Genomic DNA, 17,006 nt, shown 5'->3' on the forward strand with positions numbered 1-17,006 from the left:
CCAATGCCCAATGCCCCTTATTAGTCAATCTGAATTGAAGTTGGCGCACTTCCTGTTGGAGGAGTGGTACTGATTAATGGTTTGCGGAATTGGGCGTAAAGGCGATCGCGCCAGGTAAAGAATGGTTCATAATCTATATTCTCGGAAAAGATTGGTAATCCTTTACCTCTAATAGAAGCTGGTAAATCCAGATAGGGGCCAGAGGGGAACTTGAGCAATATCGATAAGCCAGCTACTGCTAAGTCAGCTAAAGTTGGCTCATCTCCTGTTAAATAAGGACTATCTGCCAATAATAACGTTACCGCTTCCAAGTCTTGTTTTAAAGATGCGATCGCTGACTTTACTATATCTGGACTATAACCTACGCCAAAACCCAGCACTGAGAGTAAGTCAGTGGGGACTCCTTCAACCAGACTTTTAAATATATCTGGTGTTGAGGTGGGTAATAAAGACTTGCGGAAATTTTGATCTTGACTTATGGCTGCAAATAGTGCTTTGCGACCTTTGATGCCTATAGACTCATCCGCCCATTCTTCTATTAATAAAGTTAAACCCCGTCTTTTGGGATCTTGCGGTATTATTGGGCGATCGGGATATTCTAAGTCCAAATACTTAGCTATTTCCGTAGAATCCGCAATATATCTATTACGATCCTTTAATACCGGCACTTGTTTCTGACCAGTCAACCGAAATAGTTCTACCTGTCCAATCCCAGGCGTAACCTCTATTTTGCGGTAATCTAGTCCTTTGAAATCTAGAATTAGGCGCACTTTCTCTGAGTATTGAGATAGTTCCCATTGGTATAATTCCAGCATGTTGTATACCTTATAACTGGTCAACTTCTTAACTTTACAATTGTATCTTTAGTTAAAGTAATTTTTCTTTACATTATTTACTTTTTTGCTATCTAATTGAGATTTGGATTAAACTTATGGCTGATTTTTAGCAAAATCATCGAATTAAAAAGGATTATTTTTTGATTAAAATATCAAATAATTAAATAATTGAATTTAGCATACATATAGGAATCCGGTTTGATTTGGAGAAAATATACGTAGGATGTGTTAGCACGGAGAGTACGGCATCAAACTCGTGTTCATAGTGCGTTACGAACTCCGTTCTAACACACTCTACAATACTTAATTTCGTTCAAAAATCAAATAGTAATCCTATAGATAAACTTAACTGCTCATTTGCAAGTCTTCAGCACTTACTTTAATTTCCGTTACTGCTTAGGCTAGGTTAAAATATCGAGATAATTAATTTCTGTACTTTTGCTGAATAATCAACGGTTAATTCAAAGATATTCCCTTATTCCTTATGAGATTCAGTATTTTTTAATTTCCTATTAATTTACGTAGAGCTTTGTATATAAATTTGCTTTTAAGTAAGGAAAATATTTCTCACAACTTCTTGTAAATCATACCTTGTAGATGTAATATTTTCATACTTTTTGAGAGTTGACCCTATAGCAAGTTAGGCTTTTAAACTATTTTTGGTATAAACAAAAAAATATACTCATTACATAAAATATGTGCTAAATATATTTCATAATTCTCAGCGTGAGCCGACGTTTGATATTTTACCTGATCAGTACAAACTCTTGTGGGAAAATTTTTCTACCTTCTTAGGTTAGATTTTGTGCATAGCAAAATGTTATAAATCTTTATGTAATGTGTGGACAAAAAGACAAACAAAATTTATGAAGACAAGTTACAGCAAATTGCTGATCACGTTGGCAGGCATAGCAGGATTTAGTAGTTTCAGCCTTGTTATTATTTTACCATCTGAAGCTAAAGAGGCACTAAATCCTAACCCCAGTATTTTTAACGAAGCTCCCTATAATAAGGGTCAACGTCTTCAAGTAAACACTCAATACACACCTGGTGAAGCTGCTTCCGTAATGGAAAAAGGCAATACCAAACCTAAACAAGTAGCGCAGAAAGGTAGTGTAACAAATCCCAGACCAAGTATTTTCAACGAGCCGCCCTATAACCGTGGTGGTAGCGTTACACCTAGTGAACCAACACCCACTATCCCAGGAACTCAACCCACTGAGACACTTCCTACAACTCCATCAGCACCAGGAGCAACAGGCAATCAAGGTAAAACCTTGTTAGGGTTGGCAGAGTCAAACGGTTCTTTTAAAACCTTAACTAGGGCTTTGAAAGCAGCAGGGTTGACTGGAGCTTTGCAAGGCAAAGATAACTTAACCATTTTTGCACCTACTGATGCAGCTTTTGCTAAGTTACCACAAGATGCTTTACAAGAATTGTTAAATCCAGCTAACAAAGAAGTATTGCTCAAGATTTTAACTTACCATGTAGTACCTGGTAAGGTGTTGTCCACTGATTTGAAGTCTGGCGAAGTTAAAAGCCTTGAAGGTGGCGCAATCAACGTTAAAGTTGATCCTGCAACCGGTGTAACTGTCAATGATGCTAAAGTGACCCAGGCAGATATCACAGGCACTAATGGTGTTATCCACGCAATTGATCAGGTAATTTTGCCTCCTGACTTGTAGTTTTAGGTACAAGTACAGCCAGTAGCAGACTAGGTTGGCATTAAGTATTAATAGGAAAAAACCCCGTTCAGATGTTAGTTTTGGACGGTTTTTTTGTAATAAATATTGTATGCTTACCCATTGACATGAAAGAGCAAATATGAATAATTTGAAAAACCATATCTGTCGTAGGGTCATAGCATTGCTCATTAGTGTCAACAAAAGCCTAGAAATAGCTTAATTGAAAGCTTGACTGACCCATCTGGAACTAAAGTTCTTTGGCTTTTATAGGACTTACGCAAAAATTGCTAAAAAGCTTAATTTCTCGAACCGCCAAGACGCCAAGAGCGCCGAGAATTCGTAGAGTGTGCGTAAGTCCTATTTTAGCTAAAGTCTACTGAAGTAGACTAAAGATTTTTGGGTATATCTTAGTCATTAAAATAAGACTTCTGCTATTAGCAAGGAAGTCCAGTTCCTTGCAAGATATGATTTTTACTCCCCTTAATCCCCCCTTGTCAAGAGGGGAAACAGGAATTTTGTTCCCTCCCCAAGACATCGGGGAGGGTTAGGGTGGGGTGACACGGATGGTGATGGGAAGCCAGAGAACTGAATATCACGTCATTACAAGGGTTTCACGTTAAGTTGACACCAATGGGCGCTGCTGTACCCCTACAACGCTGGATTCACTGCAACGCCCTGGCTCCGCTACTTGTACTAGATTTGCATTACAGGCTAGACATTACATCCCGTGCAACTGCTAAAGTCTGCTCAATGTCCTCTTCAGTGTGAGCAAAAGACGTAAACCCAGCTTCAAATTGAGAGGGTGCTAAGTAAACACCACGCTCTAACATACCCCGATGGAAGCGTCCGAATTTGGCTGTATCAGACTTTTTGGCATCTTCGTAGTTATGAACTGGGCCAGAGGTAAAGAATAAGCCAAACATAGCGCTGATTTGACCACCGCACACCCCATGACCAGTTTCTTTGGCAATTTTCAGTAAACCATCTGCTAGCTTCTTAGTAATCCGGTCAAGATATTCGTAAGTACCTGGCTTTTGCAGCAATTCTAAAGTCTTAATACCAGCAGTCATCGCCAAAGGATTACCAGAAAGAGTCCCAGCTTGATATACAGGGCCGGCGGGGGCAACCATTGACATAATATCTCGGCGACCGCCATAAGCTCCTACTGGCAACCCACCACCAATCACTTTACCCAAGGTTGTTAAGTCGGGAGTCACACCAAATTTTTCTTGAGCGCCACCGTAAGCAATACGGAAGCCTGTCATCACTTCGTCAAATACCAATAATGCTCCATGTTCGTGAGTCAATTCTCGTAATCCTTCTAAGAAACCAGCGTCAGGTGCAATAAATCCAGCATTACCGACAACTGGCTCAAGAATTACACCAGCAATCTCGTCGCGGTTTTCTTCAAACAAGGCTTTGACGGATTCTAAGTCATTAAAAGGCGCAGTTAGAGTGGTGCTAGTTGCCGATTTCGGAACTCCTGGTGAGTCTGGCAAGCCAAGTGTGGCAACACCAGAACCCGCCTTCACTAGAAACGTGTCGGCGTGTCCGTGGTAGCAGCCTTCAAATTTGATGATTTTATCTCGTTTTGTAAAAGCCCGCATCAGTCGCAAAACTCCCATGCAAGCTTCAGTTCCAGAGTTGACAAATCTGACCATTTCGATGCTAGGAACGGCATCAATAACCATTTCTGCCAAAACATTTTCTAGGACTGAGGGAGCGCCGAAACTCGTGCCTTTTTCTAAAGCTTCATGCAAGGCTGCAATTACTTCTGGATGAGCATGACCGCAAATAGCTGGCCCCCAAGTGCCTACATAATCTATATATTGGTTGCCATCTACATCCCAAATATATGCGCCTTTAACACGATCAAAAACGATGGGTTGTCCGCCCACAGACTTAAAGGCACGAACCGGAGAACTGACTCCTCCGGGCATGAGGTTTTGAGCAGCAGCGAAGATTTCTTGTGATTTTGTTGTTTTAATTGTGGTATTTACCAAGGTTCTCTCCTAACAGTGGGCAATAAAAAGCTCTATCTTAGGATAGTTTCAAAAACTACTTAGAATTTCTATCCTATATACATAGCTGAACCAAAAAATAATAATATGTTATACAACTCGAATAAAGACTTACCTCTAGATATTCAAACTCGATTATCTGAAGCATACCAGGATCTTTACCGAGCAGCTTTTAATTCGGCCATCCATTGGTATGGTGAAGCCTCAAAAGCTCACAAAGTCGCTTTGAGTGCTGTAAAGATGCAGTCTGCTATGGAACGGAATGTTCTTGTTTAAAGCTAGATAAAATAGTTCAATTCAAAAAAACATGCCAGTTGCCCTATTGAGAATGGTATCGTGAATCCATGAATTATTCTCATTAGAGCAAACTAGGTGGTATGTCTTCTAACGATTCGCACTCTCTGCATTACGCTATCCCTGTTGAGGAAATTCGCTACGATGAACGGGGTCTAGTGCCTGCAATTGTCCAAGATTATTTGGATGGTACTGTCCTAATGATGGCGTGGATGAATCAGGAGTCGTTACAAAAAACTTTAGAAACTGAAGAAACTTGGTTTTGGAGTCGTTCGCGGCAAGAATTGTGGCATAAGGGGGCGACTTCTGGACATATTCAAAAAGTGCAAAGTATCCGTTATGACTGTGATAGTGATGCGCTGCTCATCGGGGTAGAGCAATTAGGAGATATTGCCTGCCATACTGGAGAACGCAGTTGCTTTCACCAAATAGAAGGAAAAATTGCCCCACCACCAGGGGATACATTGTCGCAATTGTTTCAAATAATATGCGATCGCCGCGATAATCCGACAGAAAGTTCTTATACCTGTAAACTATTGGCAGGTGGCGATAACAAAATTTTGAAAAAGATTGGTGAGGAAACCGCCGAGGTGGTAATGGCTTTTAAGGATGATGAAGCAGATGCGATCGCAGGTGAAGTGGCTGATTTGCTATATCATACTTTGGTTGCCTTAGCTCACCATCAAGTTGATTTAAAAGCGGTATATCGTAAGTTGCAAGAACGTCGCCAATGAGGAGGAATAAGGGGCGCACAGGTGTGCGCCCCTACTCAGACAAAATTCGATTTAGGTATTGTAAAATCGCCACTGCGATCGCTACACTCAAGATGAAGCATAACCAGTAACTATTGGTAATAATTTGTGGTTGATCTAATGCCCATCCACCCAAGGGATGACCAATAAATGAGCCAACAGCCCAGCACAAAGCATTGATGGAAAAATAAACACCACGTTGATTTTCCGGGGCTAACTCCGTCACTAAAGAAGCAGCAGATGGGGTGTAAGAGACAATCGCCACAGAAAATACTCCCAATGCCAATATTGCCCAAACCAGATTATCAGATGGGGCAGTGCCGCTTACCCAAATCAGTCCAAAACCAATTGCCCAGAAAATAGCAGAAACAGTTAGTGCGAGTGTGTGAGAGCAGCGTTTTAAGATACTAGTGACAGGCAACTGACAGATGATGGCGAACACCAGATGCCAAGCAAATAAAACGCTAATCGTAGTTTGAGCAAATCCTTCAGTAGTACTTTTGATAACAAAGTTTTTGAAGAAAAGCGGCAGGGTGCTGTGGATTTGAGAAATATAGATTGTAAAGAATATATTAACTGCTATGTAAACCAGGAAACGGCCATCTGTTAATACTGCCATCCAAGAAGCAAAAAGTTTTGTGTTTTCAGATTCCTCTATTTGCTGCTGTTCAGTTTCACTAATTCCTATATAGACAACCCCAAAAAACACTAAAAAAGAGATGGCATCAATCACAAAAAGCCAGCGATAACTCCCAATTATTGAGATCAAAAAACCAGCCAGCATAATTCCGATAGCTAACCCAAGATTATCAGCTAGGCGAGCGATCGCAAAAGTTTCGCGGCGATTGTCAATCTGGCTAGCGTCAGCAACAACAGATTCAGCAGCAGGCCAATAGAAACCTATCCCTAAACCGCTAATCAAGCTACCGATTACCAAAATCATAAAATTATTGGTTGCAGCTAAAACCAGAGAACCAATTGCGGAAATCGCCGTGGCTAGCAATAAAGTGCGGCGGCGTCCCCAGTGTTCAGAATCAGCCAAAGAACCACCTACAATCCGCCCTACAACGCCGGAAATCGAAGCGCTACCCAAGGCTACCCCAACACTGGTTGCAGATAAACCAACTTGATTGACAAAAAAGATCGGGGCGTAAAACAGGGTACAGCCAGTACCAACTTCCGACAGAAATCTACCAATTGCAAAAATCCATACCTGCGGATGTATCGAGGGCAGCCACGATGATAACTGCGATTGCGAAGCTAATTTCATGAGTTTAGATGTCATGGTTTCGTGACATTTTTGTAATTCTTATCATTGGCTGCTATTTTCCTCACGCATTCCACAGGGTTTCCACAGGGATTTTAACAGTTTTCCACAAGTTATCTACGAGGTAATGGGCTTCTTACTATCCTGTTGGGGATTGTTGATAAATAGTGGGAAGTAACTTCAAGGACTGAGTTCTTATAAAGTTATGTAACGAAAAATGGCTTTAAACGCTGATTATTACGTTCGCATTTATTTTTTATACACTCGTTTTTAACATTTCGCAGCATTGACAAACCCACCCCCTCTTGGCGCACAATGATTCGGCTTGCTTTTGTAATCCGTTCAACCGTTGGCATCAAATGTGTAAAATATATTACCACCAGATGTAAGCGTAGATTGGCGGGCTGGCGAAAGAGCGTGTGAAATAGCTCTAAGCCGCTTCAGCGCAAGCAACTTGTCCCTCTTGATTATCCTCATAGGAGGAAAATCTCATGAAAGCAACGGTTAGCATCTTTACAGAAATTCCTGAAACACTCCACGAATCCTTAAAAAACTACTTAGAAACCCATCCCGATTGGGATGAAAACAGAGTATTGACGGCGGCGCTATCATTGTTTTTACTCCAAAATGGAGATAGCGATCGCCGTGCTGCTCGAGTTTATCTGGAAACATTGTTCCACCACTCCACAGTAAAAATGCCTTGTACCAACTCACCCGCAACAGCTAATTTACTAGACACCCCTTAGATACTGGTATGACCTAATATGGGCACGGCAAACCGTGCCCCATCAATGGGATTTTGAACCAAAGCGATCGCTCATATCGGGGTAATATTACAACAAAAAAGAACAGTAGATTTAAAGAGGTTCCAATAGTTTCTCTTGTTGCCAAAACTAGTTGGTAATAGTGCAAAATTTATAATTGAGACAAAACTTGAATATATTTAGCTGACCGTTAGTATTTGTTACATAACGGTTTTATTTTGAATACAAACATGTTACTAGGGGCGCATTGCTGTGGATTGGTGTAAAGTCGCTTCTGTATCTCACACATTCCAAATTGCCATCGGTATTTTGGCTTCTTCAATAATTTCCTGATCGGGTTAAAAAGTGTATCTTCAGCAAGATATTCTCAACTTGCCCTTGTGTTTGAATTGCCACATAGCTATATGTAAAGTAATAGTTGAAAGACTTGGAGAATAGATGCCAGGAACTACATCAAATTCAGAAATGCTATATCGAGTTCTCGGTAGTACAGGAGAAAAAGTTTCCGCCATTGGATTGGGTGGTTGGCATCTCGCCTTGAAGCACGTTGATGAGCAATTGGCAATCCGAATTGTTAGAACAGCCATTGATCGTGGCATTACCTTTATGGATAACAGTTGGGATTACAACGGTGGAGTCAGCGAGATTCGCATGGGAAAGGCGCTGCGCGATCGCTATCGAGATAAAGTGTTCTTGATGACGAAAATCGATGGTCGTTCTAAAAAAGTAGCAGCAAAACAGCTAGACGAATCACTCCAACGCCTGCAAGTTGATTGCATCGATCTCGTTCAGCACCACGAAATCCTTCGGCACGAAGACCCACATCGAGTTTTTGACGAAGAAGGAGCGAATGCTGCCTTGATTGAGGCACGAGAAGCCGGCAAACTCCGATATATTGGTTTTACTGGGCACAAAGACCCTTATGTTCATCTGCACATGCTGGAAGTTGCAGCCGCTAACGGGTTTAAATTTGATACAGCGCAGATGCCGCTTAATGTGATGGATGCCCACTACCGAAGCTTTGAAAAGCTGGTTGTGCCAGAACTAGTTAAACAAAACATCGGTGTTCTGGGAATGAAAAGCTTGGCAAACGGTATTATTTTACGGTCAAATACTGTAACCCCAATTGAATGTTTACACTATGCTTTGAATCTGCCCACATCGGTTGTGATTACCGGAATTGACAACATGGAGATTCTAGAGCAAGCTTTTGAAGCAGTGCGGACATTCCAGCCAATGAATGACCAGCAGGTGCGATCGCTTTTAGCAAAAACGGCAGAAGCGGCATCACGCGGCAAGTTTGAGCCTTTCAAAACCTCATCAATTTTCGATAGCACTGCCCAAAATCCAGATTGGCTAGGAGAGGAACCACAGCGCCTTCAGCAATTGATGTCAGCGTGATACTTTCTTAGTGTTAGTCATATATATATGCCTGCTCAGAATCAAACACGCCGTTTGCCCGCTCAATTAATTAGTCAAAATATAACCTTTTAAAAGCGTTATTTATGCTTAGGTAGAGTATTAAGTTGCTTGCCCAAAAGCCTGGAAAATAGCATTGCGGGTGCGATCGCAAGTTAATTAACTTTATGGCGATCGCTAAGGACAAGCCTCTACGCGTCTAAGCTCATATTTAAAAGCTGTGAATTTTTAATTCGCTCCTTAATTAGCAACAAAAAAACCTTTACTCAAAATTCAATCTATCAAAATAGTGAATTCACTTCATAACTAATGACGCAAAAACTTCTATCTAGGGAACGATATGGCAAATCAGCTAAATGAATTAGAAATAGTATACTAAGTCACATTGAGATTGTATTCTATGAAATTGAATTATGTTACAAAACAGCTTTCTACCGTAAAACGCTGGATGGCTACAACACTGTTTTGTATGTTAGCGATCGCTTTTCTTTGGCAAGGTGCATTTTTCTCGAACACTTCAGCAATGGCTGCTCCTACTGCAACCTTGATCGCATCATCAGACGCAGGCGATAAAGTTCAAGAAAAAACCAGTAAAGATGCTGGACGGGCCAAAAATTTCATCGAGGATACAAAAGATAAAGTTAAAGAAGCTGCCAAGAGCAACGCCAGTAAAGTTGACCAAGCAACAGACAATGGTAGTTTTGTTGAGCGCAAAGCAAAGAGAGATGCCGCTACAATTCAAAGAAGAGCAGACGAAGATGCAACTCGGACTAAAGAAGCAGTAGACAACACAAAGAATGTTGTTGAACGCACTGTTGATAATATCAAAGATGCTTTTGGTAAATAGTAATCTTATTTGATTTCGTTCAAATCGAAAGCCTTAGATCCCGACTTTTTACAAGAGTCGGGAATCTTGCTGTTTATAAATAATTTAGGAAAGTCTAAATTATTGCACAAATTATATAAACTTCATGCTGTGATTTTAATCGCATGTTATTTGCTAGTTATCTCAGAAGTAAAACAAAATTTTATAATTATTAATTTAGAAAGATTATTTTACTAAAAAAATACTGAGTTTAACTAAAGCGAGTGATTTAGCTAAGGAATCTCCGCAAAATGTGGCTGTAACACCTGTTTTTTATACGAATTAGCAACTATCTTTAAGTAGCATCACTTATTGACAAATGTGCTTTGAGTTTAACTGATTTCAATTTTATTTGGACAAATTGTTAATGGTTAACAAATTTTTCACTATTATCAATTACGAAGTTATACTTTCCGCTACAACTTAGTAACAATGTAAGAGTCTGATAATGTGAACAACCCGGCCGTGGGAAAATCAAAATACCGAAAACCTGAAGTTAGAGAGGAAAACCCTATAATATGCATCTGAGCGAAATCACCCATCCTAATCAGTTGCACGGTTTATCTGTTCGCCAACTGCAACAGATTGCCCGTCAGATTCGAGATAAGCATCTCCAAACCGTAGCAGTTAATGGTGGACACTTGGGGCCAGGGTTGGGTGTTGTAGAACTAACACTAGGACTTTACCAGACGCTGGACTTAGATCGGGATAAAGTGATTTGGGATGTAGGACACCAGGCTTATCCCCACAAACTGCTTACAGGACGATACGATCGCTTCCACACCCTCAGACAAAAGGACGGAGTTGCAGGTTATCTCAAACTCTGTGAAAACAAGTTTGACCACTTTGGGGCTGGACATGCTTCTACAAGTATTTCAGCAGCATTGGGCATGGCTTTAGCACGAGACTTGAAAGGGGAAAAATTTAAAGCCGTCGCTGTTATTGGAGATGGGGCGCTGACTGGGGGTATGGCTTTAGAAGCCATCAACCATGCCGGACACTTGCCAAAAACTAACCTGTTGGTTGTTCTCAACGACAACGACATGTCTATATCTCGCAACGTCGGCGCGATTCCCCGTTATCTGAACAAAATGCGCCTCAGCCAGCCGGTGCAATTTATTAAAGATAATCTTGAAGAACAATTTAAGCAAATTCCCTTCGTGGGTGAATCTTTGTCTCCCGAACTCGGACGCATCAAAGAAGGTATGAAACGCTTGGCTGTTCCCAAGGTAGGTGCAGTTTTTGAAGAACTCGGTTTTACCTACATTGGGCCAGTCGATGGGCATAATCTCGAAGAATTGATTGCCACCTTCCAACAAGCACATCAAATACCAGGCCCAGTTTTGGTACATGTAGCAACAGTCAAAGGCAAAGGTTATGAAATTGCCGAACTAGATCAAGTTGGCTACCATGCCCAAAGCCCCTTCAACGTAGCAACTGGCAAAGCCATTCCTTCTAGCAAACCCAAACCTCCGGCTTATGCCAAAGTCTTTTCTCACACTCTGGTGAAACTTGCCGAACAAAACCCCAAAATCGTTGGGATTACTGCGGCGATGGCAACGGGGACAGGCTTGGATAAACTTCAAGCGAAACTGCCTAATCAATATATTGATGTCGGCATTGCTGAACAACACGCAATCACCCTAGCAGCAGGACTTGCAACTCAAGGGATGCGCCCCGTAGCTGCCATTTATTCTACCTTTCTGCAACGCGCTTATGACCAGATAATTCACGATGTCTGCATCCAAAACCTGCCAGTATTCTTCTGTTTGGATAGGGCAGGAATTGTCGGATCTGATGGGCCTACCCACCAAGGTATGTATGACATCGCTTATCTGCGTTGCATTCCCAATATGGTAATAATGGCACCCAAAGACGAAGCAGAATTGCAACGCATGGTAGTAACTGGCGTTAACCATACCAGTGGCCCGATCGCTATGCGCTATCCTCGTGGCAATGGCTACGGTGTCCCCTTGATGGAAGAAGGTTGGGAACCTTTAGAAATCGGCAAAGGAGAAATTCTGCGTACAGGCGATGACGTATTAATCGTTGGCTATGGCACAATGGTTTATCCAGGAATGCAAGCTGCGGAAATTCTCAGCGAACACGGCATTGAAGCAACTGTAATTAATGCCCGTTTTGTTAAGCCTTTGGATACCGAGTTGATTTTACCTTTAGCTAAGAAAATTGGCCGAGTTGTCACCTTAGAAGAAGGCTGTGTCATGGGTGGCTTTGGTAGTGCGATCGCTGAAGCTTTACTAGATGCAGATATCCTCGTTCCTGTCAAGCGATTCGGTGTTCCAGATGTATTAGTAGATCATGCTGAACCCAATGAATCTAAGACAGAATTAGGTTTAACTAGCCATCAAATAGCAGAGAGAGTATTGCAAGCTTTCTTTAAGCAGCAAGTATCTGCTGTGGTTTAGTTAATTTATCAACATTAATTATTCAAAAATAACCCCTAGAACAGGGGTTATTTTCCTGAGAATATTAGCGATCGCTATTTCTACTCATTGTCGTATATAAACGCTTTGGCAAAAAAACAGCGCTCATTGCCGCAGCCAGTAATCCTAACCCGAAACTAGCTTCTGGTACAGCCTGGAGTTTAGCCTCATCTGAGAATAACTCTTGGCTAGTAAATGGCAAGTTAGCTAAACTGGGATTTAAGCAAACATTAGTATTCGGTGGTTGATTAGGAATAGCAAGAGTTTGGCCCTGGTTAACCTCTGGTTTTCCATCGGTATTTACCTCTATGTGTAGCGGTGTAGGTTGACAAAATGATGGTTCACTGAGGTTAATAGCTGCAACTAAATCCCAAGCTGGGTTAGCAGGGTAAGCGCATCTAATTTTGTAGCTCTTGATACAGACAAAAAGCTTAAAACTCTATCTGAATATCAGTTTTTCATTCAAAATAGGACAAATTGTCGTAAATGATTGAAAAAACATGGGTCAAATAGCTTTTTATGTTTTTTGACCACATAAATACGAAAATGTCAATCCCACCCCTTGGCTCAGTGTAGTAATTTTGAACTTATTTGTGCTTTGGTTGAACCCCAAAACCACCGTGTCAATAGGGTTTGAGATGCGCTAACCCTGGCTGGGTTAGGAATCAACGGGTCATTTCCAGAAATATTTGTCAGAGCGTAGTCCAATAATTGTGATGCCAGAATGCTCTCAGGAGTACCAGTCGCTTTCCATGCTGCTTGGTCTGCTCGAGTAAACCCAATTTGGTTAGTTGCATCCAATGGAGTTAGAGATATTGGCAATCCTGCGGAAAATACCTTTTGTGCTGCTACCGGATCAGTCCAGATATTAAACTCAGAAACTAGGTTTTGTTTTAATATCGGGTCAAGGTGTTCCCTGAGATTTCCTGGAACAAAGACTGCACCGCCCATAATTTCCAGGCGCGAAATCTTTTTAGCGATACTTGGATCTATCGTCAGTGCATCTGCTATGTTTGTCGCAGAACCAGTCATTAAAATCTCGACTGGTTCTGGCGACTGATTTATTGTGTCTACAAGCAGTTGAGCAGCACTTCTTTGATCAACAGTTTCAAGGGCTTTATCTGGCAGGTTGGTAAAAGGAGTCCAAAATGTATCCGTATCCGCTCTAAATGCATCGGGGAAAGCATTATTGCCTGACAAGGGTGTTTCCCTACCAACAGCAACAGGTATCCCAGTTATTCCCAGTCCTGCCAGCATCCGCATGACATTATTGCCAAATATTTGAGGGCGGGCTAATCCCTGGCTTATGGTCATAGCCTTGACCTCGAACTTGGGATTTTGCAATATGTACGCCCAAGCAGTCATGCCATCCTGACTACCATCATCATCTAAAATTATTGGTGTACGATTCAAGGTACTACCAAAAGCAGGTTGACTACCAAAAGCAATTGGCAACGTTACTAACAGTGTTAGAGAAGATAGAAGTGAATAACAAAGATGGTTTTTGAAAAAAGGCTTTTTCATGAAACTTTGCTTCCGGTTTGATCTAAATTTGAGTTTGGGAATTGACCCAAAAAAGTTTGCTCGTGCAATAAGCACCCTGTAGCGTCAAATATGCAAAACTGGTAAAAAATCCCAGGCACACTGAGTAAAAATGTACAAATAGAAACAAAGAATCCCGAATTTACATAAACGGGCTGGCAATGTAGATTGTAATTGATAAAGTTACCATCCACGTAACAAAATCATCAGAACCCCCAAGTTGTTGGGTTTCGTTCCTCGATTCAACCTACACATTTTTATTTTTTGGGCTTAACCAAACTGTATTGACACCGCTAGAACGCCAGCAATATACACAAGAAAATCTGAGATTTTTGGGTTATAAAGCTGCATTGTAGTTCAGAAAAAGCTGTAAAATTTGGGAAAACTAGAAATTAAGCATTATCAGATTTTGATTGTTCTGGTACTGTCGCCGGCGGGGGTATTTCCTCACGCTCACAGGGCGCTCTACCGTGACCTGAAGTTTTTCGTCAGCCTCTTGAGGGTCTATATCAGTTGCATTACCACCAATCTCAACAATTACAGGGTTTTTTCCGGTATTTAATTTCGCTAGCTGCTCATTATTAAAGCTAGCAAAAATCGCTTTCCCATTTTCTGCAACTTTTGCCCTAGCGATCGCAATATTAGAGAACTTACCAATTTTTATCTCAATTTTATTTTGAGGCGAACTGTCTTGCTTGGGAAAGTTTTCTCCTGTCACCACTACATTGATACGTTCGTTCTCGTACCTACTGTTATTTTCCGGTATAATCGACTGAGGAATACTGACGTAAAAATCTTTAGGACTGATGCTTTTTATAGACGCAACTTCGGATATGATTGCTGATTGAGTGCTAGTTTGCTGAGTGGATGTTGTAGTGCTTGTCTGACCTGAATTGTTGTTATTTGGCTGGCCAGTGCTATTAATTGTCTCTGCTTTACCCAACTCTACTGAAGTGAAAAGTAACAATAACGCTAGACTAAGGGATAGCAGAAAATAATAATATCTCTTGCTCACTCGTTTCCAGGGCATGTTAAGTAAGCGCATAAAACAGTTTGAGTATTTTTAATTGACGTAACAATATCAATCTATTAAACTGCTCTTTTGTTTGATACTCTGGTTATTCGTAATGTTTTTTATTACTCAGTGATATCTCGAAATTTGAGAAATGATCAGGATTTTGAGCGAGATAAAACCACTTTCTATTGTATTAGCGATCGCTGTCGTTAGTTGAAACACGTAATATCAAGTAACATTTAAGTATTTACTGCTCATGTATTAATTACCCCTTTTTATGACACGTTCCACAAACCAGGTTTATCCCGTTATTTGGCACAATGACTCAGTGTCACTAATTGATCAAACGCGCTTACCAAACGAATATACATTTGTAGAAATTCACCGCAGTGAAGATATGGCGCGGGCAATTAAAACTATGATTGTCCGAGGTGCGCCAGCCATTGGTGTAGCTGCGGGGTATGGAATGTATCTTGGTGCCAGGGAAATTAAAACAAGCGATCGCCACGAATTTTTGCAACACTTAGATAAAGTAGCCCAGTTGTTGCGTTCTACTCGTCCAACGGCGGTGAATTTATTTTGGGCAATTAGCCGGATGCTGAAAGCCGCCTACGAAACGCTGGGAACGGTAGAAGACATCAAGCAAACCCTTTTCCAAACAGCCCAAGCAATCAACGCTGAAGATTTGCAAACCTGTCAAGCGATCGGTGACAATGGTTTGGCAGTGTTACCTGCTACCCCAGAAAAGCTAAGGTTACTTACTCACTGTAACGCTGGGGCGTTAGCTACTGCTGGTTATGGCACAGCTTTGGGTGTAGTGCGTTCTGCATGGAGAGAAGGACGTTTAGAACGTTTATTTGCCGACGAAACCCGTCCTCGTTTGCAAGGCGCAAAACTCACCACTTGGGAATGTGTGCAAGAAGGTATTCCAGTAACATTAATTACTGATAATATGGCAGCCCATTGCATGAAACAGGGTTTGATTCATGCTGTAGTTGTAGGCGCCGATCGCATTGCTGCAAATGGCGATACTGCTAATAAAATTGGTACATATAGTGTTGCGATCGCGGCTAAGGCACATAATATCCCCTTCTTTGTCGCTGCACCCCTTTCTACTGTTGATTTTGAATTAGCCGATGGTAGCAAAATTCCGATTGAAGAACGCGAACCAACAGAAATTTATCAAGTTGGTGATACGATTCTCACTCCTGCGGGTGTAGATTTTTATAACCCAGCTTTTGATGTGACTCCGGCAGAGTTGATTACAGCCATCATTACAGAGAATGGAGCGATCGCACCTGATAAATTAGCGAAATCACAGTTAAAGCAATTACCGATTGGGTTAAATCCAAATTAATGGAGAACTTGCGCCGAGTTCTCGATAACTGTAAATCCAAATAACGGAAACTTTATAGGGCAATATGGTTCGGTTAAGGCAAGAGACGCGATAAATTAAGGCAAGAGACGCGATAAATCGCCGTCTCTACAAAGGACTAATTCTTGTAAATACGGCGATTTATCGCGTCTTTGGATCTAGGGCATGTCATCAAAAAACCTTATCCGAACCGTATTGAAATCTGACGGATCAAAATTTATCAGCAATTTTTTCAATAATTTTATCTAAACTTTATATTTTAACTAAATTCAATAAGTAAAATCCGCAATTACTTTCTCAAAAGAAGCTTTGACTTTCTCAAACCCCAGTTTGCTTTCTGATTTTGGTGTTTTCCGCAAGTAAAATCAGCTTTGACTTTCTCAAACCCCAGTTTACTTTCTCATTTCGGTGTTTTCCGCAAGTAAAATCAGCTTTTGCTTTCTCAAAATAAGTAGGACTTACGCAAACTCTACGATTCTTGGCGTTCTTGGCGTCTTGGCGGTTCGAGAAATTAAGCTTTTTAGCGCTTTTTGCGTAAGTCCTAATAAGGTTTGACTTACTCAAACCCCAGTTTGCTTTCTGATTTTGGTATTTTTTGCAAATAAAATGCCATTTGCTACGTGTACACACAAGTCTTTTAGAGTTGCGCTACAGGCTTTAGATCCCCCCAACCCCCCGATAAATTGGGGGACAAAAAGCTTTCAATGTCCCCTTTAAAAAGGGGGAT

13 protein-coding genes and 1 pseudogene are annotated in these 17,006 nt (G+C 41.2%); 8 read left to right on the plus strand and 6 right to left on the minus strand.

Features of this window, described 5'->3' with window-relative positions; genetic code table 11:
- Positions 1 to 20: 20 nt before the first annotated feature.
- A complete protein-coding gene (locus tag CDC33_RS05515) occupies positions 21 to 815 on the minus strand; it encodes a glutathione S-transferase family protein (RefSeq protein ID WP_109007630.1) in 795 nt (264 codons plus the stop codon).
- A gap of 887 nt (positions 816 to 1,702) precedes the next feature.
- Here CDC33_RS05515 and CDC33_RS05520 point away from each other — a divergent pair.
- A complete protein-coding gene (locus CDC33_RS05520; RefSeq protein WP_109007631.1) occupies positions 1,703 to 2,521 on the plus strand; it encodes a fasciclin domain-containing protein in 819 nt (272 codons plus the stop codon).
- A gap of 704 nt (positions 2,522 to 3,225) precedes the next feature.
- Here the strand turns inward: CDC33_RS05520 and hemL are convergent.
- On the minus strand, positions 3,226 to 4,524 hold the full coding sequence (hemL, locus tag CDC33_RS05525; RefSeq protein ID WP_109007632.1) for a glutamate-1-semialdehyde 2,1-aminomutase: 1,299 nt from the start codon (positions 4,522 to 4,524) through the stop codon (positions 3,226 to 3,228).
- Between the two features lie 105 nt (positions 4,525 to 4,629).
- On the opposite strand from hemL, the gene CDC33_RS05530 reads away from it, so the two are divergent.
- Complete coding sequence (locus CDC33_RS05530) at positions 4,630 to 4,818, plus strand: ChaB family protein (protein WP_100899632.1); 189 nt, start codon at positions 4,630 to 4,632, stop codon at positions 4,816 to 4,818.
- Between the two features lie 101 nt (positions 4,819 to 4,919).
- Positions 4,920 to 5,570: a bifunctional phosphoribosyl-AMP cyclohydrolase/phosphoribosyl-ATP diphosphatase HisIE gene (gene hisIE / locus CDC33_RS05535; protein WP_109007633.1), complete on the plus strand. Its 651-nt coding sequence runs from the start codon at positions 4,920 to 4,922 to the stop codon at positions 5,568 to 5,570.
- A gap of 31 nt (positions 5,571 to 5,601) precedes the next feature.
- On the opposite strand, the gene CDC33_RS05540 is transcribed toward hisIE, so the two are convergent.
- Positions 5,602 to 6,873: an MDR family MFS transporter gene (locus CDC33_RS05540; RefSeq protein WP_109007634.1), complete on the minus strand. Its 1,272-nt coding sequence runs from the start codon at positions 6,871 to 6,873 to the stop codon at positions 5,602 to 5,604.
- Positions 6,874 to 7,346: 473 nt separating this feature from the next.
- Between CDC33_RS05540 and CDC33_RS05545 the strand changes: the two are divergent.
- From CDC33_RS05545 to dxs, 4 genes and pseudogenes are all read left to right on the plus strand, one after another.
- Positions 7,347 to 7,538 (plus strand): annotated as a pseudogene (locus tag CDC33_RS05545) (DUF2811 domain-containing protein); the annotation flags it as partial.
- Between the two features lie 519 nt (positions 7,539 to 8,057).
- Positions 8,058 to 9,020, plus strand: a complete 963-nt coding sequence (locus CDC33_RS05550) for an aldo/keto reductase (protein WP_109007636.1) — start codon at positions 8,058 to 8,060, stop codon at positions 9,018 to 9,020.
- Positions 9,021 to 9,438: 418 nt separating this feature from the next.
- The gene (locus CDC33_RS05555) at positions 9,439 to 9,885 is read left to right on the plus strand and encodes a hypothetical protein (RefSeq protein WP_109007637.1); all 447 of its coding nucleotides are present in this window, start codon (positions 9,439 to 9,441) and stop codon (positions 9,883 to 9,885) included.
- A gap of 536 nt (positions 9,886 to 10,421) precedes the next feature.
- On the plus strand, positions 10,422 to 12,329 hold the full coding sequence (gene dxs / locus CDC33_RS05560; RefSeq protein ID WP_109007638.1) for a 1-deoxy-D-xylulose-5-phosphate synthase: 1,908 nt from the start codon (positions 10,422 to 10,424) through the stop codon (positions 12,327 to 12,329).
- Between the two features lie 64 nt (positions 12,330 to 12,393).
- Here the strand turns inward: dxs and CDC33_RS38350 are convergent, their stop codons facing one another.
- From CDC33_RS38350 to CDC33_RS05570, 3 genes are all read right to left on the minus strand, one after another.
- Complete coding sequence (locus CDC33_RS38350) at positions 12,394 to 12,549, minus strand: hypothetical protein (RefSeq protein WP_181373901.1); 156 nt, start codon at positions 12,547 to 12,549, stop codon at positions 12,394 to 12,396.
- A 365-nt stretch (positions 12,550 to 12,914) separates the two neighbouring features.
- On the minus strand, positions 12,915 to 13,871 hold the full coding sequence (locus tag CDC33_RS05565) for a nucleoside hydrolase (protein ID WP_109007639.1): 957 nt from the start codon (positions 13,869 to 13,871) through the stop codon (positions 12,915 to 12,917).
- Positions 13,872 to 14,274: 403 nt separating this feature from the next.
- Positions 14,275 to 14,904: a hypothetical protein gene (locus CDC33_RS05570; RefSeq protein WP_146195779.1), complete on the minus strand. Its 630-nt coding sequence runs from the start codon at positions 14,902 to 14,904 to the stop codon at positions 14,275 to 14,277.
- 277 nt (positions 14,905 to 15,181) lie between these two features.
- On the opposite strand from CDC33_RS05570, the gene mtnA reads away from it, so the two are divergent.
- Entirely contained in the window at positions 15,182 to 16,261 is a 1,080-nt protein-coding gene (gene mtnA / locus CDC33_RS05575) for an S-methyl-5-thioribose-1-phosphate isomerase (RefSeq protein ID WP_109007641.1), read from the plus strand.
- Positions 16,262 to 17,006 lie beyond the last annotated feature (745 nt).

Origin of the sequence: Nostoc commune NIES-4072 (assembly GCF_003113895.1) — a bacterium.
Lineage (GTDB): Bacteria > Cyanobacteriota > Cyanobacteriia > Cyanobacteriales > Nostocaceae > Nostoc > Nostoc commune.